The organism is Pseudomonas fluorescens Q2-87 (genome assembly GCF_000281895.1).
Lineage (GTDB): Bacteria > Pseudomonadota > Gammaproteobacteria > Pseudomonadales > Pseudomonadaceae > Aquipseudomonas > Aquipseudomonas fluorescens_S.
Window position 1 is genome coordinate 6,248,323 of sequence record NZ_CM001558.1, and the last position, 23,751, is coordinate 6,272,073.

16 protein-coding genes and 1 pseudogene are annotated in these 23,751 nt (G+C 60.5%); 13 read left to right on the forward strand and 4 right to left on the reverse strand.

Features of this window, described 5'->3' with window-relative positions; all coding sequences use genetic code 11:
* The first annotated feature begins 30 nt into the window (after positions 1-30).
* The 10 genes and pseudogenes from PFLQ2_RS00470 to PFLQ2_RS00435 all read left to right on the forward strand — a co-directional run bounded on the left by PFLQ2_RS00470 (position 31) and on the right by PFLQ2_RS00435 (position 13,496).
* Positions 31-1,482 carry an alanine/glycine:cation symporter family protein gene (locus PFLQ2_RS00470; RefSeq protein WP_003187064.1) on the forward strand — a complete coding sequence of 484 codons (1,452 nt, stop codon included), beginning with the start codon at positions 31-33 and terminating at the stop codon, positions 1,480-1,482.
* A gap of 135 nt (positions 1,483-1,617) precedes the next feature.
* Entirely contained in the window at positions 1,618-2,622 is a 1,005-nt protein-coding gene (locus PFLQ2_RS00465; RefSeq protein WP_003187066.1) for an asparaginase, read from the forward strand.
* A gap of 239 nt (positions 2,623-2,861) precedes the next feature.
* Positions 2,862-3,854 carry an AraC family transcriptional regulator gene (locus PFLQ2_RS00460; RefSeq protein WP_003187067.1) on the forward strand — a complete coding sequence of 331 codons (993 nt, stop codon included), beginning with the start codon at positions 2,862-2,864 and terminating at the stop codon, positions 3,852-3,854.
* Positions 3,855-4,297: 443 nt separating this feature from the next.
* Positions 4,298-4,837, forward strand: coding sequence for a hypothetical protein (locus PFLQ2_RS00455; protein ID WP_003187070.1), 540 nt, complete (start codon positions 4,298-4,300; stop codon positions 4,835-4,837).
* Positions 4,838-4,878: 41 nt separating this feature from the next.
* Complete coding sequence (locus PFLQ2_RS00450) at positions 4,879-5,091, forward strand: hypothetical protein (RefSeq protein ID WP_003187072.1); 213 nt, start codon at positions 4,879-4,881, stop codon at positions 5,089-5,091.
* 71 nt (positions 5,092-5,162) lie between these two features.
* Positions 5,163-5,305, forward strand: a pseudogene (locus PFLQ2_RS31130) (DUF6124 family protein); the annotation flags it as partial.
* 548 nt (positions 5,306-5,853) lie between these two features.
* Positions 5,854-6,210, forward strand: a complete 357-nt coding sequence (locus tag PFLQ2_RS28305; protein ID WP_033046357.1) for a DUF6124 family protein — start codon at positions 5,854-5,856, stop codon at positions 6,208-6,210.
* A 332-nt stretch (positions 6,211-6,542) separates the two neighbouring features.
* Positions 6,543-7,574 carry a histone deacetylase family protein gene (locus PFLQ2_RS00445; RefSeq protein ID WP_003187076.1) on the forward strand — a complete coding sequence of 344 codons (1,032 nt, stop codon included), beginning with the start codon at positions 6,543-6,545 and terminating at the stop codon, positions 7,572-7,574.
* An 11-nt stretch (positions 7,575-7,585) separates the two neighbouring features.
* Positions 7,586-8,686: a polyamine ABC transporter substrate-binding protein gene (locus tag PFLQ2_RS00440; protein ID WP_003187078.1), complete on the forward strand. Its 1,101-nt coding sequence runs from the start codon at positions 7,586-7,588 to the stop codon at positions 8,684-8,686.
* 205 nt (positions 8,687-8,891) lie between these two features.
* Positions 8,892-13,496 carry a dermonecrotic toxin domain-containing protein gene (locus PFLQ2_RS00435; RefSeq protein ID WP_003187080.1) on the forward strand — a complete coding sequence of 1,535 codons (4,605 nt, stop codon included), beginning with the start codon at positions 8,892-8,894 and terminating at the stop codon, positions 13,494-13,496.
* Between the two features lie 32 nt (positions 13,497-13,528).
* Here the strand turns inward: PFLQ2_RS00435 and PFLQ2_RS00430 are convergent, their stop codons facing one another.
* Entirely contained in the window at positions 13,529-15,073 is a 1,545-nt protein-coding gene (locus tag PFLQ2_RS00430; RefSeq protein ID WP_003187083.1) for a PLP-dependent aminotransferase family protein, read from the reverse strand.
* A gap of 100 nt (positions 15,074-15,173) precedes the next feature.
* On the opposite strand from PFLQ2_RS00430, the gene PFLQ2_RS00425 reads away from it, so the two are divergent.
* From PFLQ2_RS00425 to PFLQ2_RS00415, 3 genes are read left to right on the forward strand one after another with little or no spacing between them, the layout of a single operon-like run.
* Positions 15,174-15,815 (forward strand): FMN-binding negative transcriptional regulator, encoded by a 642-nt coding sequence (locus PFLQ2_RS00425; protein WP_003187085.1) that lies wholly within the window; start codon positions 15,174-15,176, stop codon positions 15,813-15,815.
* A gap of 2 nt (positions 15,816-15,817) precedes the next feature.
* Positions 15,818-16,264, forward strand: a complete 447-nt coding sequence (locus PFLQ2_RS00420; protein WP_003187086.1) for a GNAT family N-acetyltransferase — start codon at positions 15,818-15,820, stop codon at positions 16,262-16,264.
* Between the two features lie 10 nt (positions 16,265-16,274).
* A complete protein-coding gene (locus tag PFLQ2_RS00415) occupies positions 16,275-16,961 on the forward strand; it encodes a GNAT family N-acetyltransferase (RefSeq protein WP_003187087.1) in 687 nt (228 codons plus the stop codon).
* Positions 16,962-17,102: 141 nt separating this feature from the next.
* Here PFLQ2_RS00415 and PFLQ2_RS30785 read toward each other — a convergent pair whose 3' ends face one another.
* The 3 genes from PFLQ2_RS30785 to PFLQ2_RS00400 form a co-directional block, all read right to left on the reverse strand.
* The gene (locus tag PFLQ2_RS30785) at positions 17,103-18,752 is read right to left on the reverse strand and encodes a hypothetical protein (RefSeq protein WP_003187089.1); all 1,650 of its coding nucleotides are present in this window, start codon (positions 18,750-18,752) and stop codon (positions 17,103-17,105) included.
* A complete protein-coding gene (locus PFLQ2_RS00405) occupies positions 18,722-22,468 on the reverse strand; it encodes a dermonecrotic toxin domain-containing protein (protein ID WP_003187090.1) in 3,747 nt (1,248 codons plus the stop codon). Before PFLQ2_RS00405 ends, PFLQ2_RS30785 begins: the two co-directional genes overlap by 31 nt.
* A gap of 277 nt (positions 22,469-22,745) precedes the next feature.
* Entirely contained in the window at positions 22,746-23,645 is a 900-nt protein-coding gene (locus PFLQ2_RS00400; protein WP_003187092.1) for a homocysteine S-methyltransferase family protein, read from the reverse strand.
* Positions 23,646-23,751 lie beyond the last annotated feature (106 nt).

Below are 23,751 nucleotides of genomic sequence, written 5' to 3' on the forward strand. Positions count from 1 at the left end.
TGCTTAAACAAAAAACAGCGAGGAATACTCATGCTCGAAGTCATCAACGACTTCCTATCAGGGAAAGTGCTGATCGTGCTCATTGTCGGGCTCGGTGGCTACTTCACGATCCGCTCGCGTTTCGTCCAGTTCCGTCACTTCTTTCACATGTTCACGGTATTCCGTGACAGCCTGAAAAGCAGCTCTGACCAACTCAGCTCCTTCCAGGCCCTGATGCTCAGCCTGGCCGGCCGTGTCGGCGCGGGCAACATCGCCGGTGTCGGCATCGCCGTGACCCTCGGTGGCCCAGGTGCGGTGTTCTGGATGTGGGTGACCGCGCTGGTCGGTATGTCCAGCAGCTTCTTCGAATGCTCCCTCGGCCAGCTCTATAAGCGCTGCGACTCCGAAGGCCAGTACCGTGGCGGCCCGTCCTATTACATCCAACACGGCCTGCAGAAACGCTGGTTGGGCATGATCATGGCGTTCCTGCTGCTGGTCACCTTCGGCTTCGCCTTCAACGGCTTGCAAGCCCACGCGGTGACCCATTCCCTGAACAACGCCTTCGGCTTTGACACCACCTATACAGGCCTGGGCCTGGCGGTGTTGCTGGGCCTGGTGTTCATCGGCGGGATCAAGCGTATCGCCAAGGTTGCCGACCTGTTGGTACCGGTCAAGACCCTGGCGTACATCGCCGTGACTCTCTATGTCATCGTGCTGCAGTTTGACCACGTACCGGCCATGCTGGCGACCATCGTCAGAAGCGCCTTCGGCCTGGACCAGGCGTTTGGCGGCTTGATCGGTAGCGCCATCGTCATGGGCGTCAAGCGCGGCGTGTTCGCCAACGAAGCCGGCCTGGGCAGTGCGCCTAACGTGGCCGCTGTCGCCTCGGTCGAGCATCCGGTGGCACAGGGCGTGGTACAGGCGTTCAGCGTGTTCCTGGACACCTTTGTGATCTGCACCTGCACCGCGCTGCTGATTCTGCTGTCGGGTTTCTACACCCCAGGCTTCGAAGGCGATGGCATTGCCCTGACCCAGAATTCCCTGGCGGCCGTAGTGGGTGACTGGGGCCGGATTTTCATCTCCGTGGCACTGTCCCTGTTCGTGTTCACCTCGATCCTCTACAACTACTATCTGGGCGAGAACAACCTGCGCTTCATGATCGGCGACAACCGCAAGGTACTGATCGGCTACCGCGCGCTGGTGCTGGTCCTGATTTTCTGGGGCGCCATCGAAAACCTCAGCACCGTGTTCGCCTTCGCCGACATCACCATGACGCTGCTGGCGTTCGTAAACCTGATCGCGCTGTTCCTGCTGTTCAAGGTCGGCATGCGCATCCTGCGCGACTACGACGACCAGCGTTCGGCCGGCATCAAGGTTCCGGTCTTCGACTCCAGCAAGTTTCCGGACCTGGATCTGGACCGCAAGGCCTGGCCTGCCAACCCGTCGGCACCGGTTGCCCAGCCTGACGCCGCTACCGCGGGCGTGACCGCAGCGCAACGCTGACCGGTAACAAGCTGTCTGGAAAAAACCGGGCGCCCCCCCTGCGCCCGGCGTGACACAACCTGAGGTCGGCGTCATGCTCGGCCTTATGTTGTGGCAGCGAAGTAGAGCTGCCGTTTTCGTCCTCGGAGAACAACCATGAATTCCTCGACCTACCCTGCTGCCCAGCACGTCATGGTGCTCTATACCGGCGGCACCATCGGCATGCAAGCCAGCGCCCACGGCTTGGCACCTGCATCCGGTTTCGAAGCGCGGATGCGCGACTACCTGCACAGCCAGCCCGAACTCGTCATCCCGCAATGGCGTTTTCGCGAAATGTCGCCGCTGATCGACAGCGCCAACATGACCCCGGCCTACTGGCAACAGCTGCGCGAAGCGGTGGTTGATGCTGTGGATGTGCAGGGCTGCGATAGCGTACTGATCCTGCATGGCACTGACACCCTGGCCTACAGCGCGGCGGCGATGAGTTTCCAATTGCTGGGCCTGCATGCCCGGGTCTGCTTCACCGGCTCGATGCTGCCGGCCGGCGTGACCGACAGCGATGCCTGGGAAAACCTCAGCGGCGCACTGGTCGCCCTCGGTCAAGGCCTGGCCCCGGGCGTACACCTGTACTTCCACGGTGAGCTGCTGGCGCCGACCCGTTGCGCCAAGGTGCGCAGCTTCGGCCGTCACCCGTTCAAGCGCCTGGAGCGCCAGGGCGGCGGCGTCAAAGCCTCTTCGCTGCCGGCGCAGTTGAATTACAACCAGCCCAAGCAGCTGGCCAATGTCGCGGTATTGCCGCTGTTTCCCGGCATCAGCGCTGAGATCCTCGATGGCCTGCTCGGCGGCGGTATCCAGGGCCTGGTCCTGGAGTGCTACGGCAGCGGCACCGGGCCGAGCGACAACCCGGCGTTCCTCGCCAGCCTCGAGCGGGCGCGGGACAGCGGCGTGGTGGTGGTGGCGGTGACCCAATGCCATGAAGGCGGCGTGGAGCTGGATGTGTACGAGGCTGGCAGCCGCTTGCGTGGCGTCGGTGTGCTGTCCGGCGGCGGCATGACGCGCGAGGCGGTGTTCGGCAAGTTGCAGGCGTTGATTGGCGCAGGGTTGCCGGTGGACGAGGTTCGGCGGTTGGTTGAGCTGGATCTGTGTGGCGAACTGAGCTGACACGGCCCCGCATCAACTTGTAGTGAGGGGCTTTTGTGGCGAGGGAGCTTGCTCCCGCCCGGCTGCGCAGCAGTCGTAAAGCAGACAGCGCCGTTTTACCTGAATAGAGCCGGTTGCCTGTTTGGGGCTGCTGCGCAGCCCAGCGGGAGCAAGCTCCCTCGCCACAAAAGCGACGTCATACCAAAGTACCCGGCACACAACTTGCTCCGTTCCCAGCCTCCCAAAGGCTGGAAACGAACATGCTTCATTCCCACCTCACCACCCTCAACGCCGTCTCCCTGGTCCTCAACACCTTCAAAAACGAAGGGCTATCCAGTGAGGCGTTGCTGGCCGGCAGCGGCATCAGCGCGGCGGACCTGAGCCGGGCCGACACGCGCATCACCACCAATCAGGAAATGCAGGTCTGCGCCAACGCCGTGGCGCTCAAGCGCGACATCGGCCTGGAACTGGGCCTGCGCATGCACGTTTCGTCCTACGGCATGCTCGGCTACGCCCTGCTCACCAGTGCCACCTTAGGTGACGCTTTGCGCCTGGCGCTGCGTTATCCGGCGTTATTGGGAACACTCTTCGACCTCAACCTGGAAGCGGACAACGAGACCGTCTGGTTCAGCGCCAGCGACTATCGCGAGAACCCGGCCCTGGCGGCGTTCAATGCCGAGTTCTGCATGGTTTCGCTGAAGGTCATCTGCAACGACCTGCTCGGCCGTGTCTTGCCGCTGCGCGCGGCGCGTTTCGAACACCCGGCGCCCGATTACCATGGGCGCTACAAGGCGCATTTCGATTGCCCGGTTCGCTTCGACAGCATCGACAACGCTTTCGCCTTCGACCGGCACTGGCTCGAACAACCATTGCCCCTGGCCGATCCTATCACCCACCAAGCCATGGCCGAACGCTGTCGCCGGCAGAACACCGAATTCACCGGCCGCCAAGCCTGGCTAGGGCGGATCCGCCAACTGCTCGACGCCCAACTGGACGCCGCCCCCGGCCTCGACGGCCTCGCCGAACACATGAACTGCTCGGCGCGCACCTTGCGCCGGCACCTCAAGGAGCTAGGTTGCAGTTATCAAGAACTGCTCGACGAACTGCGCTTCGAACGGGCCAAGCAGATGCTCTGCGAGGATCAATTGCCGATCTATCGGATTGCCGAAAGGCTGGGCTTCAGTGAAACAGCCAGCTTTCGCCATGCTTTCGTGCGCTGGAGCGGGGTGGCGCCGAGTCAGTTCAGGTCCTGAACCTGCTGGGCAAACACCGCTTTCATGTACAACACCAACCCCTGTGGCGAGGGAGTTTGCTCCCGCTGGGTGGCGAAGCCGCCCCAAAAAGTCCTGACGCATGCCTCCAAGCACACCACATCACCGGTCTACGACGGCTGCGCCGCCGAGCGGGAGCAAGCTCCCTCGCCACGGGTCCCAGTGCGTTATGGATGCTTTGTTTATTCTCCTTCCGCCGCCCTTCGCCCAACCCACGCACTCTTGCGCCATTGCCTACAACTACGCCAGAAGCCGCCGGCTTGTGCGCCTTGCTCCCGGATTCTATCGTTTCCCTGCCACTGCCCATCAGTGGTCGGGCTTAGTAGTCATTGCTGGCGAACCGGGTGCCGGACAACGTTGAGCCTCGCTAGCAGGGTCTCGGTGCACAGAAGGGCGACAAATTCGCTGAAACCAAGGATTGAGAAGTGGCAAGAGTTTCACGGCGCAAATATGAGGAGTGGAGAGCTTATGCCAATGCTGCCCGCACAGCTTCCAATGAGCTATTGGCATTGCTAGCGCAAGAATCAGCAGATCCTGAACGAGCAGGTGAGGTTGATTTCGCACTGGTGCGCTTCGGATACATCGATACTCGCGCACTCGAACAATTTGATCTATGGGAGTCAGACCATGGTTTCCCCTGGCATGATTCTCCGGGGATCATCAAAAGCGATGCCCGGCATCTCGATCTCGCGCTATGGTACGGGGACTTACTGTGTGGCCTATGCTTCGCCACGCCCAGCGGCAAACGCGCTGTTGTGCGAATCAAATTACTGGAGGGGCATCCCAAACGGGAGGATCGCCCGCATCCTTTAAAGAGAAGAGTCATAGAACTTTGCGTGCTTGCCGTTACTCAGTATTGCAAGATCATCGGAGCGGAACTCATTGAAATCGATAGCCCACTGCCCGGAGCAGTCCCGGTATACGTCGAGAACGAGTTCCAGATGGTAAACGGCGCCTTGTGTTGACTCTTGATGAGTAATAGCATCATTTCAGAGGTGATCGAAAAATGAGCAAATTGAAAGCAACCCAAAGCGGTAAGGCCGGCAAGCACAAAGGGCAAGACACCTTTGGCTGCTTGTACGTGCGCGGCTTGCGCAAAGCTCGTGTGACTAGCTCGATGGATCTGCGGATGCTCGACCGCATCCGTCGTGGTTCGTCCGATGAGCCAGAGGGTGCGCTCGCTGGTTCGCGTCAGACCAAGCTTTCCGCCAGTGCGTAAGACCAAGACAAAGTGAGAACTGGGCGACCTTGGTCGCCTTTTTTGTGTTTGTCCGGTGACGGCGAATAGCTCTGCCCGCCAATCTCACCGAAACCCTGGCATCTGCCGATGCGGTGGTCAACGAACTGCCTCCGAGCTGGAAGGCTCCCGCCGCTCCATCTCCCTCGGCATCCAGCAACTGATCGAACTGAGTTCATTGTTGGCAAACCGTGCAACTGGATAACGTCTATCCACTATACCCGCTACACCCTCAATCCCGTGGCGAGGGAGCTTGCTCCCGCTGGGTGGCGAAGCCGCCCCAAAAAGTCCTGACGCTGGCTTCCAGACACACCGCAGCAACCGGTCTGCGTCGGCTGCGCCGTCGAGCGGGAGCAAGCTCCCTCGCCACGAGTCCCAGTGCATTACGGATGCCTTGTTTATTCTCTCTCCGCCACGCTTCCGACAAGCCACACATCCTTGCGCCATTGCCTACAACTACGCCAGAATCCGCCGGCTTGTGCGCCTTGCCCCCGGGCCCTATCGTTTCCCTGCCACTGCTCACCAGTGGTCGGGCTTGGCGGCCCGGTACACGAAAGGCGCATAGCCCCTCAATGTGATTGCGATGCCTCTAGCATTAGCAGTCCCATGTTATGGCGGGTTGCGCAAGGATCCCTTCGGGGATGCCGGGTTCCTTTCGTTCCGGTCCGCCAACCTTGTGTAATCCGTCACCCCATCTGCTTGGCGGCAGACGGTGATGGTGCCTCTTACGAAAGGAGCTCCACCATGTTCAAACCTACACCTAATCCGCCGGAGGCGGCCCCCACTCCTTCGCAAACCAAATCCAAAACCAAAAAGCTCGACGAAGCTGCCGAGCGTGCCCTGGATTTCTATCTGTCGCCGAAAACAAAACCTGAAGACTCGACCAAACCAGGCCAGCTCTTCACCGTCATAAAAGACATCGACAACGAAATCCTCCTGACCAACCTCAGCGAAACCCTCGCTTCAGCCGATGCGATGGTCAACGACCTTGCCTTCGAACTGGAAGGCTCCCGCCGTCACGTTGCCCTAGGCATCCTGCAACTGATCGAACTGAGCTCATTACTGGCGAACCGAGCGCTGGATAACGTCGACCCACGCTAACCGCAACACCACCAACCTGTGGTGAGGGGATTTATCCCCGCTGGGCTGCGCAGCAGCCCCAAAAAGGCTGACGCACGCTTCCAGGCACACCGCATCACCCGGTCTGCGACGGCTGCGCCGCCGAGCGGGAGCAAGCTCCCTCGCCACAGGTTGCCGGCAGCCGTACAAGCATCGTCTATGCCCCAACCCCGCGCACACCCGCGCCAACAAGGGGCGATTTACGGTCAAATCTTTTGGCCGTTTTGATCCCCTTTTGGCCTCTCCCGTCGTTCTCTGAAACTGCGCGTGCCGCAAGACTGTGGCTGAACGGATCAGCCCTGCGGAGAACAACAATGCTGACGATCTACTCAGACGATCACCACCTGCACCACGGACGCTGCGAGTTAATGGACGGGCAACTGATGCCCTGCTTCGAAATGCCGTCCCGGGCCGATCATGTGTTGGCTAGGGTCAAGACTCAGGCACTGGGGCCAGTGGAGGCGCCGCAGGATTTCGGCCTCGCGCCGATCCAGCGTATCCACAGCGCGGCGTACCTGGAATTCTTCAAAGGGGCCTGGGATCGCTGGGCGGCACACCACCGTGACGGCGATTTGCTGCCCTTCACCTGGCCAGCGCGGACCCTGCGCGCGGTCATTCCGAAAAGCTTGCACGGCCAACTCGGCTATTACAGCTTCGACGGCGGCGCGCCGATTACCGCTGGCACGTGGCAAGCGGCCTACAGCGCAACGCAGGTCGCCCTCACCGCCCAGGCTGAAATCCAGCGCGGCGCCCGCAGTGCCTTTGCCCTGTGCCGACCGCCGGGACACCACGCCGCCAGCGACTTGATGGGCGGTTATTGCTACCTCAACAACGCCGCCATCGCCGCCCAAGCGTTCCTCGACCAAGGCCATAGAAAAGTCGCGATCCTCGACGTCGATTACCACCACGGCAACGGCACCCAATCGATTTTCTACGAACGCAGCGACGTGTTGTTCGCCTCGATCCACGGTCATCCGGAATTCGAATTTCCGTTCTTCCTCGGCTACGCCGACGAGCGCGGTGAAGGCGTCGGCGAGGGTTTCAATTTCAACTACCCTTTGCCCGCAGGTTCAGGTTGGGACACCTGGAGCGCCGCGCTGGAGCAAGCCTGCGCTGAAATCCAGGGCTACGACGCCGATGTCATCGTCGTGTCCCTGGGCGTGGACACTTTCAAGGACGACCCCATCTCGCAATTCAAGCTCGACAGCCCGGATTACCTGGCGATGGGCAAGCGCATCGCGGCGCTTGGCAAGCCGACGCTGTTCGTGATGGAAGGCGGCTACGCGGTGGCAGAAATCGGCGTAAATGCGGTGAACGTTCTCGAAGGTTTTCAAAGCGCCCAATGAGGAATAACAGCATGAAAAGAATCAAGCGTTTAATGGCTCCGGCCCTGTGCGCCACCCTGCTTTGCGGCGCTGCCCAGGCCGAAGAGCGCACCTTGCGTGTCTACAACTGGTTCGACTACATCACGCCCAAGGCGCTGGAAGATTTCAAGGCGCAGAACAGCCAGGTCAAGCTGGTCTATGACATCTTCGACACCAACGAGGCCCTGGAAGCCAAGCTGTTGACGGGCAATTCCGGCTACGACGTGGTGGTGCCGTCCAACGTGTTCCTGGCCAAGCAGATCGAAGCCGGCGTGTTCCAACCTCTGGATCGCAGCAAGTTACCTAACTGGAACCACCTCGATCCCAAGCTGATGAAACTGATCGAGGCCAACGACCCGGGCAACAAATTTGCCGTGCCCTATATGTACGGCACCATTCTGATCGGCTTCAATCCGGACAAGGTCAAGGCGGCCCTGGGTGACAACGCGCCGGTAGACAGCTGGGACCTGATCTTCAAGGAAGAGAACATCAGCAAGCTCAAGCAGTGCGGCGTGGCGTTGCTCGACTCGCCTTCGGAAATCCTGCCGCTGGCCTTGCAGCACTTGGGCCTGGACCCCAACAGCAAGAAACCGGCGGACTACGCCAAGGCCGAAGCGCTGCTGCTGAAGATCCGTCCGCACATCGCCTATTTCCATTCGTCCAAGTACATGGCCGACATCGCCAACGGCGATATCTGCGTGGCGGTGGGCTACTCCGGCAGCTTTTCCCAGGCGGCCAACCGGGCCAAGGAAGCCAAGAACGGCGTGAAGGTCGACATGCGTCTGCCCAAGGAAGGCGCGCCGATCTGGTTCGACATGCTCGCCATTCCCAAAGGCGCGAAAAACCCGGACGACGCCTACACCTTCATCAACTATTTGCTGCAACCTCAGGTGATCGCGCCGGTCAGCGATTTTGTCGGCTATCCCAACCCAAACAAAGACGCCACCGAAATGGTCGACCCGGCGATCCGCAGCAACCCCAACCTGTACCCGACCGAGGCCGCCATGGCCACGTTGTATACCTTACAACCCTTGCCAAGGGACGCCGAGCGGGCGCGGACACGAGCCTGGACCCGGATCAAGTCCGGGCAATAAATACGCCCCGGCGTGCACAACCCTGTAGCCAGGGGGCTTTTCCCTTGGCACAGGGCTTGTCTGTCGATTGAACGCTCGGCTCAGCCCCAACGACCTCCTCGGCATATACATAGTTACCACCTTCCCTGTCGCGCCGCGCCCTAGCATGGCGTTCCCGAAGCGTTCGCTTGCGGGATTGCCTATATCGCGAGACAGGAAGACTCAGATGACGCAAACCACCACCAGCACGAGCCCCGCCACGCCCAACGCGAACCTCGGCGATGCAGTGCTCAACCAGTTGCTTGCCGGCCCGACATCACCGGAGGTCGCCGCCGCCCTTTTGCGCAACGCCCTCAAGAAGCTATACCCCGACCTTCACCTCGATCCGAACAACACCGTGGTCGGCGAGCCGGACTGGGCCATCATCGACGACGAGATCGTAGAACTCCCCACCCGCTATCAAACCCTGAGCAACATGCTCGCGGCACGGATGAAGCAGAGTTCTGCGACGTTGCTGATCGAAGGTTTTCACTTTCTGACTCATTTGCCGCTGGCCTCACCCGAAGTGCACCTGCCGGTCCGTATCGGCCAGATCGGAAGGCTGATCAACGAGCTTACCCCTGTCATGGTGCCTGCCTGCCAGGAACAACAACTGGAGTACTGGAACACCGCGCTTGGCACTGCCCCGCCTCGCTGGCATGGGCTTTCCAGCATGCTGCACAGGCTCTGGGACGTTCAGGAGGTCAAGGGCTGGACGACGGGCGAATGCGAGATGGCCCGGCAATTGTTCCTTTACCCCGACCTGCAGGACCGCAAGGCCAATGACCCTTATGACACCCACGCGTATCTGGTGGACATCAGCGAGGTCTTCGGCGAAAAGACGATACGCCTGATCGACAATTCCCTGGTGGTCCTGATCGGCAACATCGACAAAGAAGAGACCATCCTCGCGTACTCGTTGCGCCGTGGTTATGAGAAGTTCGATTCGCTGCGGGCGCTGGGGCAGACCTTGCCAGACCTTCTGGGCAACCTGGATGGCAAGAAAATTCGCTGGCGGCTTTACGAGCCCGACGGCAACATCTTCGATCACAAAGCCTGCGGATTGATCGACGCCCAGATACAAATCCTCGGTTCGCCAGATATCCTCAGAGGGTTTATCGTCGACGAGAGCGAACAGCCAGCCAACAGCGCAACGAACACAAAGACCGGCCCTGACGGGGCCTGGTTCGAAAAACAGATGCCTGACTGGTTGCAACAAGCGTCAGCCTCCGACCAGGCGCTGTTCGCCCAACACATGAAGAATCTGTCGGCCTTGGGCAGCTCCCATGCCGGCAAGACCTACCTGGACGATATCCCCACCATCAAGCGCTATGCACTGGACGAGCTGAAGCGGCAGATGCAATCGGAACATGCCGACGCCGCGACGCTCGACCCGCAACAGATCGAAATGCAGATACGCAGCCCCGTGGTCTGGGGCACGTTCGTTGTGCCCGGCAAAATCGAAACCACCCGGTTCAACCTCGTTGACCTTGCCCTGCAAAATCTGATTGCGCTTCCCCTTGGCGACAAGGCAGTCAATTCGGTGGGTGACAACGCGCTGCCTAAATGGATGACCGTCGACTATGTCGAAAAACTCATTACCAAAATCGATATCGGTCGCGTTTATCCCGATCTGATCAAGCGCAAGCTGCTGGGCGATACGACGGAGTCGACCCGTCGTGAAAACCTGTATGTCTCCCAGTTGCGCATCCAATTACCGATGCTGGCGCTGGAGAGCAAGATCCGCGGCCAGGGCAATATGGATGAACGGGGCTACCGCTATGTGGCCGCCCTGATGGAGCCCGAAGAAGCCGAGCGCAAGGTCGATGGCCAACCCATTGTCCTGCGCAAACTGGCGTTCGTATCCGGCCAGGCATCGAGCGACCCAGGGGATGTTGTCACGAATATGTTCGTGATCGGCCCACAAGACTTGGCCGCCGGCCCCTGCGTGCTCTACCGGCCTTTGCTGGAACCGCAGTTGAGCCAGTATCCGACGCCCAGCAACTTGATTTATGCGATCCGGCAAACAGCCTCCTTGCGCCAGTCGGTGCTGGCGTGGCTGCCCGATGGGGTGCGCGAAACCTACAGCCGATACGTTTTCCCGGGGCCCATGCCTTCGCCCTGGGCGATTGTGGAGTTCGCGACGGACCCGTTTTCGGCCTGGACCAACACTGCCCCCGTCAGCTTGAGCAACCAGACCCTGGGCGCGGATTTTCTGCCCTACTTGTTCAAGTCCAACGCCCAGGCCCTGACCGAGCTTGCCGACCGCCAATCGGTATCCAATAGCGAAAGCCGTTGGCAGACGTTCAAACAGGCGAGCTGGATGATTTTCAACCTGGCCCTGCCCTACCTCGGCGCCGCTGTCGGCACCGCAACGTGGCTCTGGCAGATCCTGGACGATGCCGAAACGTTGACCCAGGCGGATGAAACCTCCGACAGCCAGGCCACGTGGGAGGCGTTTGTCGACCTGCTGTTGAACATGGCCATGGCAATCACCGCCCACGCTATCGACCGCGCCCGGGAAAACACTCGCAGTCGTCAGACGGAGGCGCAGCAAGTGGCGCCCGAACTGGAGAGCCAGGCGAAAGCTGAACCCGTCATCGAGCAGCTCGCATCGTTGAAAAGTACTGAGCTGCCGCCTGAACACTATGACGCCATTCATTACAGCGGCGCGTTGGCAGGCAAGTCCGGCGAGCGGGCGAAATTGCTCAAGAGCTTCAGCATCAACAAGCCTGCACACGCCGAACAGCTCAAGGGCGAAGGTCCATTCAAGGGCCTGTACAAAGAGGACGAGGCTTGGTTCGCCAAGATGGCCGACAAATGGTTCAAGGTGACCGTAGAAGGCGATCACGTTGCCATCGTTGACGAGCACGACCCCAAGCGCACGGGCCCGGCCCTGATGAGGCATATGTATGGCGAATGGCAGGTCGACACGCGCCTGCGTCTACGCGGCAGCGGATCGGAGGGTGCCCGGCACAAAGTCATCGCCGACGCCAGAAGCCTGGGCGTTGAACTGCTGGCGGAACTGAACCGCTTTGAAGAACGAAAACCGGAGAGCCAGAAGCTGCTGACCATGAACGCCAAGGAAATGAACAAGGCGTCGGGTTCTGCCAAGGAGCTCAAGCGCATCGTTTATTTGAGCACCTTGAAAACCCAGCGGGAAAGCTACGAAGAGGCGCTGAAGATATTGACCGAATGGCCTGTCTTCGAATCCAGGCCCGACGCCCCGCAAGCCAGGCTGGGCTACCTTAACGCACAAATCAATTTCACCTTCGAGGAAATCGACGCGCTCCAGGAGCGGTTTATTCCCGCCCTGAGAGAGTCCCTGGACATGGTCACCTCGGGTGTCGAGGAAGTGCAGCAGCAGCACATCGACGCGGCCGATGCGATGATCCGGGTCGGTGATGACATGGTCGAACGCCTGGATTACATGGAAACCCGCTTTACCAGCCTCAAGAAACTGGGGCGCGAAGGCTTTGATTTCCTTCGTGAGCATCGTGCCAAGATGCCGGCCTACAAGAGCGACGCCATTCGCCTGATCCAGCTGGATATGTACCGGCATATCTGCCTGACACTGGACAGCGTCAATACCGTGCCTGAAGCCTGGTCAGACGTTAACCAGCTCGTCGACAACATCACGGTCGCGTACCAGAGCCTGCACGATGCCATCGACGAGCGTAGCGTGATCCGGCTGGACGAGCAGATCGATACATTCGGCAGCCTGACAGAACAGTTCACGGCCATCGAAGAGCACCTCCAATACCTGAGCACCGAATACAAGGACAATGTCCGCCCGCCCGAACTCAATCGACTGGGCAAGCAAATCGGTACGATCAAGAAACGCGCGCTGCGTCACCTGGCCTGGGCCCTGGACGAGCGAAGCAACCGACGAAGCACCGACGGCCCGTATGAGGCGCGCCCCAGGCCGCGGAAAAAATTCATTCGGGCACGTTTCTGGGGCCTCGTCAGCGGCGAACCCCGTCTCTCGAAAATGAAGGAGGAAACGGGTTGGGTCGACGTAAAGAATCCCCTCACGGACACGATCATTGCCACCTTCCATCGCAAGGAAACCGGCGAGTGGGTTCCTCATTTGAACGCCGCCCTTCCCGCGATCGTCCCAGCGCTGACCACCAGCATCGAAAAGGGCAAGGCCCTGATCGGTGGATTGACCACGTTCAAGGCGCAGATCCAAACCTACATGAAGACGCCGAGCCGTTCGCCCACCGGGGTCGGCATCATTCTTAACGCCCATGCCAGCCGGATGGAGAAGGTTGGCATCGCCATCACCAAGGCGCTGGACAACGCTTCGAACGAAACGGTAGGGGTTGCCGCGGACGTCCGGCGAGAGGCCGAATCTACCCGTTCGGAACTGAAGAAAATGTCCAAGGCGTTATATGAAGAAGGATTCGAAACCGTACTGAACGTCGTCAAGCAGCGGGCGCCGACCATGGAAAGCCTTATCTGGCTGAAGAGCCGAAACCAGATTTCGATCACCAAACAGAAAAACCGGCAACGGCTGAAAAAAGCCCCCTACGGTTATTTGGACCGTTATGAGATCAAGGACCTGAAAGAAAACAAAACCCTGTGGTTCGCCGACTTCCGTTATTCAACGGACTGGGTCCCCGCCCATACCTACCTGTCCGGGCGTTTGAAAACACCGGAGCAAATCAGCGCGAAAAAAGCCGGTGAGTCGGCCAAGGAGCTCAGTCAGCGCCAACTGATCGACCTTTATCGCAGCGAGATCGCTGTGGACCAGGCCAAGGAAGTGTTCTTCGCGAAACAGCGGTCGTAAGGCGAAACCGGGCATCGGCGGATGCCCGGCGATCAAGCCTTCCACGCCTTTGCCAGACTCGCCAGCGCGCTGCCAATCGCCGCGGGTGGCACGGCGGCAAAGCCCAGCACCAACCCGGCACGCACCGGCAACGTTGTGGTGGGCAACCAGTAGCCACTCAAACCGTTGATTTCGACCCCGGCATCGGTCGCTTGCGCGATCAGCTCGCGCTCACGCTCGATACTGTCCACCGCAACGGTGACGTGCAGCCCGGCCACAACCGTGGGCATGGCACCGACGCCCGCAACGCCCTTCGGCCAACCGGCCAAGAGCGCATCACGGCGGGTCAGGGCTGCCCGGCGCATGCGCCTGATGTGCCGCTGGAAATGCCCGGCGGCCATGAATTCGGCCATGACCGCCTGGGTGCTGACTTCGGAATGGCGCACATCCACGGCCCGCCGCCGGGCGAAGGCGTTGACCAGGCCAGGGGGCAGCACCAGATAGCCCAGGCGCAGGGCCGGGAACGCCACTTTGCCGAACGTGCCGACGTAAAGCACACGGCCCTGGCGATCCAGCGCCGCCAAGGGTGCCAGTGGCGCGCCGCTGTAACGGTACTCGCCATCGTAGTCGTCCTCGACGATCCAGCCGTCGTTGCGCTCGGCCCAGGCCAGCAGTTCCAGCCGTCGGGCGAGGCTCATGACCACGCCGGTCGGGTATTGGTGAGACGGCGTCACGTAGGCCAACCGGCAGCGATTCAAGCTACCGAGTGCCGCGCAATCGAGGCCATCGCTATCAACCGGCACGCCTTGCACGTCGGCACCGGCGACAGAAAACGCATGACCGGCCGCGCGATAGCCGGGATTCTCCACCGCCACGACATCGCCAGGGTCTACCAGCAGCTGTGCACAAAGGCTGATGCCCTGCTGGGCACCACTGGTGATCACAATTTGTTCAGCCGTGCATTGCAACCCTCGGGAACTGCGCAGGTACGCCGCAATAAGGCCACGCAAGCGGGCGTCCCCTTGCGCGTCGCCATAACACAGTTGCTGCAGGTCCGGTTTGCGCCAGAAAGCCGCGTTCAGCTTGGCCCAGACGTCAAAAGGGAACAGATCGAAGGCCGGAACGCCGACCCGAAAAGCCTTGGGCGGACCACTGGGGGGCTGGGCCAGAAAGTGTTTTTCGACGCGATTCAAAGCGTCGCTGTGGATAACTTTACTGGATGGAATCACAGGCAAATCCAGCCAATCTGTGGATAAGGCTGTGGGTAAGCCTGTTGAAAACCCTGTGGACACTTTTGTGGATATGTTTTTCAGCGGCAGCGCTGTGGAAGACAGTTTCGCCACGTAAGTCCCATCGCCGACCCGTCCTTCGATGAAACCTTCGGCGTAGAGCTGATCGTAGGCCCGCACCACGCTGTTGCGGGAAATCGACAAGGCCGCCGCCAGGTCTCGGCTGGCCGGCAGACGCGTGCCGCTGGCCAGGCGCCCGTCCAGCACCCGCGCACGTAGCGCCTGGTAAAGCTGGCGACTGAGCCCATGGCGGCGATCCAGTTCGATTCCGGCAGGGTTGAATGACAGTGGCGGCACGGCGTTATTCATGACAGCCCTCGCGAATGGACCTATCGAATTGGTCGGAAGTGGCTCTTACAACAGACCAATAGCCTGCCTAGGATGCTCGCATTCGCCAAGGAAAATCATCATGTACAACCCCCAAGCCTTTGCTGTCGAAGACCTGCCCCAACTGCAACAGATGATGGGCGATTGCCGCCTGGCCGTATTGATCACTCAGGGTGAACACGGTTTGCAGGCCAGCCACTTGCCGCTGTTGCTGGATACGCAACAGGGCCCCAACGGCAGCCTGTATGGCCATATGGCCCGGGCCAATCCGCAATGGCGCGACCTGGAAGCCGGCGCCGAGGCCCTGGTGATATTCGCAGGCGCCGACGCCTACGTCAGCCCGGGGTTTTACCCGAGCAAACTTGCGCACGGCAAAGTCGTGCCCACCTGGAACTACCTGGCCGTGCACGCCTACGGCACCGCCGAAGTATTCAGCGACGCTCATCGCCTGCGCAACCTGGTCGGCGCCCTCACCGACCGCCACGAAAGCGGCCGCGCACAGCCATGGAAAATCGACGACGCTCCGGCCGAGTACATCGACAGCATGCTCAAGGCCATCGTCGGCTTCGCCCTGCCCATCCAACGCCTGGAAGGCAAGCGCAAGCTCAGCCAGAACCGCGCCCCGGCAGATACCGCCGGTGTGCGCAGCGGCCTCGCCGCCAGCCCCGATCCGCAGGACCAGGCGCTCGCCCGCCTGATGCCCGAATCATTGCCCAAGGAGTGAACATGAGCCAGACCGAAATCCGCCTCGTCAGCGCAGACGACCACGCCGCGTGGCTGCCGTTGTGGCAGGCCTATTTGCGCTTCTATAAAACCGAACTCCCAGACGCGGTCAGCCAGAGCACCTGGCAACGCCTGCTCGACGAGCGTGAGCCAACCCACGCGGCGCTCGCCTGGAACGGCGACACGGCCGTGGGCCTGGTGCATTTCATCTATCACCGGTCAAACTGGAGCATCGAAAACTCCTGCTACCTGCAAGACTTGCTGGTGACGGAGCAGTGCCGTGGCACTGGCGTCGGCCGCCAGCTCATCGAGTTCGTCTACCGCACCGCCAAAGTCGACGGTTGCTGCAAAGTGCACTGGTTGACCCACGAAACCAACGCGACCGCGATCCAGCTTTACGAGCGCATCGCCGAGCGTCCAGGCTTCATCCAATTTCGCAAAGCCTTGTAAGGAGCGCAGCATGTCGATTTCACTCGCCGATTGGAAAGGGGCCCCGGCGCCCTCTGCGCAACGGCTCGAAGGGCGGTTCATCCGCCTGGAAAAACTCGATCCGGCGCGCCATGCCGATGGCCTTTGGCAAGCCCTCGAAGGTCCCGGAGCCGACCCGAAGCTCTGGGATTACTTGCCTTACGGCCCGTTCAAGGATCGCGGCGCATTCGATGCATGGCTCGCAAACCACGCAGCCAACACCGACCCGTACTTCTTCAGCGTGATCGACCGCGCCAGCGGCGATGTGCAGGGTATTCTCAGCCTGATGTCCATCGTGCCGGCCCAGGGCCGCATCGAGATCGGCCACGTCACTTTCGGCGCGCCGATGCAGCGTTCGCCGAAAAGTACCGAGGCGGTTTATCTGCTGGCGAAGGAGTCCTTCGCCCTGGGTTATCGCCGTCTGGAATGGAAGTGCAACAACGGCAATGCCCGCTCCAAATATGCCGCCGAACGGCTGGGGTTCACGTTTGAAGGCGTGTTCCGCCAGCACATGGTGGTCAAGGGACAGAACCGCGACACCGCGTGGTATTCGATGCTCGACTCGGAATGGCCGGCGATCGCGGCAGGGTTCGAGCGCTGGTTGAGTGAAGAGAATCAGCGCGAGGGTGGGCAGGTGCGGGGGTTGGTGGAGTGTCGGTCACAAGTTCTGAGTGACTGACCGGGCGCTATCGCGAGCAGGCTCGCTCCCACAGGGTGCTTCGTGGACCGCTGGTTCGGTGGTCTTCTGTGGGACCGAGCTTGCTCGCGATGGCGGCCATACAGCCAACCGCACCGCCCGATCATCACGAGCAGGCAATCGTCACTCAGGCTTGGGCCTTAGCTCACCAATCTGCTTGATCGAGTCGCGGGTCACGCCCGGCCTTGCATACTGCCAGGCCCAGTCCGGGATGGTCATATGGCTTTCCAGGTACACGGCAAAATCCAAGCGGCTGTGGCCTAGGCGATTGGTTGGAAAATCGAAGTTATAGAGGTATTGCTGGGCCCGGCGTTGGCCGACGGAAAGCAGGTTCTGAATGATCCGATTGGCACGGGCTTCGTCTTTTCCAAGGCTTTCTCTCAGCGCCATCGCAAAGTCCAGCTCAGAGCGCAGCGAACCGGATCGTCCGAGCACTTGGCTGATACTCGCGTCGCTGAAGTGCGGCCCGATCAGATCGAGCCAGATTTGCATGGCGTAATCCGGTCGTATCCTTTGAAGGCGGCCCAATATGCCGGGCGTATTGAACAGGATGGCGACTCGGCTATTGGAAGGCATCTGTCCCGGCGGGCTGAATAGATTCGCGACGGCAGGCACATCAATATTGCCGATGTTCTCCCGACCGGTGCCGAGGTACTTCACGAAGTCGATCAGGTTTTGCTGGTAAGTGACGATACTTTGCAGGTTCTGATCGTCAAACAGTTGCATCCAGTCAATGTCGATACTTTCCATACTCTGCATTTCGGCGTAACGGGTGTCGGCATACTCGGCGATGATCTGATAACGCCTGTCGGACAGTGCCGGGTTGCGTATCCACCTGGCGAGTTCATTCACACGCAGCATGCCACCCAGGTTATTGGCGATAACCCGCGACCTCAAAAGAAAGTTCGCGCGCCTCAGCAAAGTCGGAAAACGCCCGAGGGCCGTCCTCAGCAGGTCGACTGTCCGCTCGGCCGTGTCGGTGTATATAAAATGATAAAACAGCTCGGAGACGTCCTCGACATCCTTGCCGGCATCACGCGCGAGCAGATCCTTTACGTCATCCAGATCGTTGCTGTCCACCAGATAGGCACCGTCGAGCAGCGCTTCAAGCTGGCCTTCATCAAGATGCCCGTGCAGCGCCTCGTCGTGCATGACATAGGCCGAACTGCTGTTGGGGTGGTGATCGAGCAATTGTCTGGCCGTGACGCCGTACTCAAGCAGGATATGGACCACGTCATTGGAAATCAGCAGATACCGGTCATCGAGCAGTTGCTGGACCAACCGACCCTCGACAGGACTCACCAGCAGGTCCTCGAAGACTCGCTTCATGGATTGCCTGTCCTGCCCGGAAAAAGGCGCGCTGATGCCTGCCTTCAATCTCGCCGGAGGCCTGGACGAGAGCATGTGCCCGACTTGCTGGAGGATCTCGGGCGGTAATCTGGACGATGGTTTTTCGGTGATTGCCCTGCGCACGGCACTGTTTGCATGCAGGTCCAGGTAGCGCAAGGTCGGTTGAAACAAGCGATGCGGGTTAGGCGTGCCATAGACGATCCGCGTAAGATCGAGCATTGCCTCTTGGCCCAACAGGCTGGTCAACGAAGGCGCATTCTCAACGAGTGCCTGTTGTGTCCTGGTGGGTGGCGTCGCCACGAATTGCCCGACCTGTGGATGCCGTTCGATATAACCGGCCACTTCGTTGCGCAACCCCTGCATCGAGAACGTATCCCGGGCCAGTCCTGCGTTCAGCCCACGGGAAACGGCATTGAAAAACAATCACCGTCGCTGGGGATCTCCACGATTTCCTCACCCAGCACCAAGCTGTAGTGGTCCTGGGTCTGTCGACTCAGGACGACATCGGTGTCCGCTCGATCCGGATGGCTGCCCAGTGGATAGATGGTTTCGTCTTGCCCAGGGGTGAAGCGCACTGACCAGAGATGCTCGGGACTCTGTTCGTTGATGATCAGCAGGCTTCGGTTTTGCGGCCAATTGGCCAGACGCGTCATGATCGACGGAATCAGATCCATGAGCTGATTGTTCCAGGTACCCGGCGTACGGATCTGCGTGGAAAGTACGGCGGACGAAAGGGCCGGTTTCTTGGGTTTCGAAGGGCCCGGCTGGGGGTTCGGATCGCCCGGTCGTTTTCCACCGCCCCGACCAAACCCGACGGCGCGCCATTCGCCATCGGACATCCGTGCCACGGTACTTCTCATCACGCCACTGGCGCGGATGTCCAATGCCGTCACCGGGTCGACCAGGGTGGCGTCGGTCGCGCTCAGCTTCGTCGCGTCATGCACCCGGAACACGGTGCCATCAGGTTGCCGCACGTACACGGGGCGGGCCGTGACGCTGCCGGTGGCCACGTTGCTGACGGTCGCGCGATAAAAACCCCGGGCGTCCGCAGTCACTCCTCGTATCACCGAGGTGTCCGCCACGGCATAACGACCATAGATCGCGGCATCCAACGGCAGCCCCGTCGCCGCCTCGTCCGGGCCCTGGCGCGCCGTTACCGCGCGGAAAAACGACTGGCTTCGTGTGGGCACCGTCACGCCCGTGGCCAGCCGCCATCCGCCATGGTTCGCCACGGCATGCACCAACGCCAGGGTTTTGAAATTCAGCGGAATGGCCCCGGTCCTGTACACCAGCAAGCCCGTCTTGATTGCGCTCTTGAGCATTTGGAGACCGGGTGCCAAAAACATACCGGCCAGCTCCAGGACGATCTCGATCACCACCTGCCCGAGCCGACCATAGGTTTGATGACGGACATCCCGGTTGCTGTTGGAGCGATGATCGGCGTGAGCACTCTGGAAATGAACGTGTGCTTGATGCAGGGTCTCAAGCAAGTCGCCGGTAATCAACGCGCCGCGAATCAAGGGCCGTCCGCCCTGCTGCCCCAATGTCCGTTTGATCTCTGTCAGGTTGCTCGTGGAAATGCGCGCCCGAAAATAGGCCTGCCAATCCTCCCGTGGCAACAACGCTGCAACGCCGTCGCTCAGATCGGCAAACTCGTGGAAATCTTCCCCTTCGGGTGCATCCGGGAAATAAACGCCAACGGTGCCCTTGATATCTGGCCCGTCCTGGTCGGAGAAAATCAGCGCCCCATCGATGCTGATTGCATTGGCCATCCGCCCATGCTGCCCTCCCGCATCCACGCTGCCCCCGAGGACGAGACCGTAGACATGCACCGCTCGGCCCATGACCGGGCTGCGGTGCCCTGCCGATGGCGACCGCAGGACAGCGTCCAGCCAGAGGGCGATTTTCCTGGTCGGTTTCGGTGGCGTGAAAGCCTTGTCTAACACGATGCTCTTGAACACTTCGCCGCCCTTGAGCGAAGCCTCGAAGCCCTTGAACTTCAGGTTGGCGAGATAAGCGGTCTGCCAGGCTTTCTTGTAGTCCGGCTTATTCATCCGCACCTTGAGCATGGCCTGGTAACTTCCACCGGCATCAATGCTCGTCACCATCCGCGCTAGCTCACGCCCGGTCAGCGTGACGAAATAGCCGTTGGCCGGGTTGCGGATGCGTTGGCCGTCCGGGTCGATCAGGTAGGCGCTCAGCACTTCGCGCATGGCGTTCGGGTACTGGGACGGGCGCAGGTTATCGAGCATCAGTTGGGTCAGGCTGCTGATGCGGGACTGATTGGGATTGGCGCGATTGCCCTGGAAAAGCGTGACCAAGGTCTGGTCCGGATCGGGATCGATGCCGGGATGCACGGTGTTTTGCAGGTACTCCTTTGCCCTCTGGCGGGTGAATTGCAACAAGGTCTGGATGGCGCTGTTGCCCAGCGCATAGGCGGCGTCCAGCACTTGTGTTTCCAGGTTGCGATAGTTGGTTTTTTCCGCCCGCGTCGCGCTTTTATAGAACGCGGCGCGGCTGTTTTCGACCAGCGTTTCCTGACGAACCGCCAGCGGCCCGGCAAGCGAAAGCATGGGCAAATCCAACGCATCTTCAGCGTTTAACGCAAAGGCCGCCAAAGCGGCCGTCTGGTTTTGCGGCGCGTTCAGATAGGCCTCCAAGGAGGCACCCTGAAGCCGCAACAACGCATCCGCTGCCACTTCAAAAACATGCCCCGACAACTCAGTGGAAATATCCTGGATGTTGCGTTTCTGCCCTTCGTGAATGGGGTTTACGTTGTTGAGCAAGTCTTGGAAGGCATTGAATCGCTGCAGACCGCTTTCCAATGAATACAGGAACAACCAGGGCTGATCCGTGCGCTTGATCACCATCGCCGCCGGCCATGTGCGCGGTGCCGCAGGGCCCATATCGAGCATGACGGCATAGACATGCGGGACGGGCGCGCGCAGTAAGCGGCTTCTGTCGGCCTGGGACGGATGGGTGGTGATGAGGTCCAGCAGGCGGTCTTCTTCGCGCTGAAGGGTTCGCGCACTTTGGTCCAGTTGGATGGTTGGATCTCGATCGATTTTGTACAGGTCGAACAGATGCAGGAAACGTCGGGACAGCAGCTGAGCGAGGCTCTCTCGGACGGTGGACGGGGTAGGCGTGTCGAGAACGTCTGCGCCGTTTTCACCTTGGCCAAAGTTGACCAGGTCTTCACGGAACTGACGCTTGAAGCCGTCATCGGTTGTCGGTTCGGCGATATAGAAGACAGTTTCCATGATCGCTGCAGTTTTGCTATCCAGCGGCTTGGCAAAGACGCTGTCCGCTTCCTCCAGCGAGTCAGGACGGATAAAAAAACCCACGCTGTCCACCGAGTAGGTGGGCGGTGTATCGGTCGCCAGGCAGTTCAATATTTCATCGGTGAACGATTGCGAAGCGCTCAATGAACGTCCGCCTATTGAATCGACGCTAACGCGGTTCACGTACCAATGATCCGGGTCGATGTGCTGGAACACTGCACCGCGAAATGTGCTTTGTGGGAACTTCGCCTTGATCCGGCTGACCAGCAGGTTCTTGAGCACCGAGTCGAACGTGGGAAGACCAGCGAACAAGCGCGCCAGCTTCACTTGGTTGGTGTCCAGCAGCGCCAGTTGCCTGACTTGTTCTTTTTCATGGGCACTGAGCAGGTTGCCTTGGGCATCCACCTCGTTAATGACGGGCTGTCCGACGCCCTGGTAGCCGGGCGCGATGCCGCTCTGCAATTGCTGAATGACGTTTTGCGCGGGCACCTTGCCGTTGACCCGCAGTGACGGGAAGTCCACGGACAAATGGCTTATGTGCGGGTAAACCCAGCCTTCGCGCGGCGAGTGGCTGGAGGCAAGCGCCCTGCTTTGATGGGCGAGCACGAAGCCTTGGGTTACGGCGTCCCGCAACGGCACAGACGTGCTCTTGGCAACAGCGGCGGAGTCGACCGTCTCGACTTCCTGGTAAGTGACGTTGACCTGCATGTCGCCGGTCAGGCCCCACTGGCCCAACCATTGATCGGCGAAAGCGTGCGGTTGGAATCGAACGCCGTTGGCTAACAGGCTGATGGGCTTCAAGCGCGCAGCAGAAACCGAGGCTGACGCGCCAGTTTCGTGTTCAGAAAAGACAGACATTCACGTGTCCCGGTTGTGATAAAGGCTGGGACCCTATCGCGCCGTTCGATCGTCAATGACATACATATGTATAGGGGTGGCTGGCGGGCTCGGAGAAAAGCGTAAGTTTGGATGTCCTCCATGCCATGCGTCAGCTTGCAGGATCTCATCCGGTGGCGAGGGAGCTTGCTCCCGCTCGGTTGCACAGCAACCGCTTAGATCTTGGGGCTGCTGCGCAGCCCAGCGGGAGCAAGCTCCCTCGCCACAGGGCCCCATCGAGGTGACCCTCTCGACAGCTTCAGGCCAGCTGTTGCGCCAGCACCGCAATATGCTCCGGCCCGATCCCGCAGCAGCCACCCAAATGGCTGGCGCCGCGCTTCTGCCAATCCGCCGCCCATTGCAGGTACCCCGGCGGATCAAGGTCTTCGCGCAGCGGATCCAGGCCATCGTTGGCCGTCGCTTCCTTCGGTTGCGGCGGGAAGGCGTTGGCGTAGGCACCGATGTGGATCTTCACGCCCAGGCGCTCGAAGGTTTCGCGCGCGGCATCGATCGCCGCGCCGATCACTTCCGGCTGGCTGCAGTTGAATAGCAGGGTCTCGACGCCCAGCTCAGCGGCAACCGCCGCCGCCTCCGCCACCGGCTCACCGGAGCGCAGGCGCGGTACTTCATCGGTGTCTTCATCTTTCAGAGTGAACGACAGCCAGAACGGCTTGCCATCCTTTGGCAACCCGGCGTGAATCGCCCGCGCTTCGACGGTGGAACTCTGGGTTTCAGCCAGCCACAAATCGACATGCGGCGCAAGGCCGGCCACCAGTGGCGCCAGCAGTTCACCGGCGCGGGACGCGTCGAACAGGTCGGGGCGATAGGAACCGAACAATGGTGGCAGCGATCCGGCGACCCGTACCGCTTTACCTGAAGCCTGCACCGCCCGCCGGGCCAGCTCACCGGCCAGCGCCGCCAGGGCCTGGCCCTCTGCGGCGAATCGCGCCTCGCCAATATGGAACGGCACCACCGCATAGCTGTTGCTGGTAATCACGTTGGCGCCACTGGCAATGTAGGCCGCGTGTACGGCCTCCACTGCCTGGGGGGCTTCGCTCAAGGCCAGCGCCGACCACTCGGGCTGCCGGAACGGCGCGCCCCGGCGTTGCAGTTCGCGGCCCATGCCGCCATCGAGAATGACTGTCGTTGCTGCGCCCATATGCGATTCACTCATAAGCTTATGAAAAATACTCACTACCGGAGTTGTTCTTATAACTATTTAATACGCACCATTCAGCGAACTACAACTTATTTTTCTAACAGGG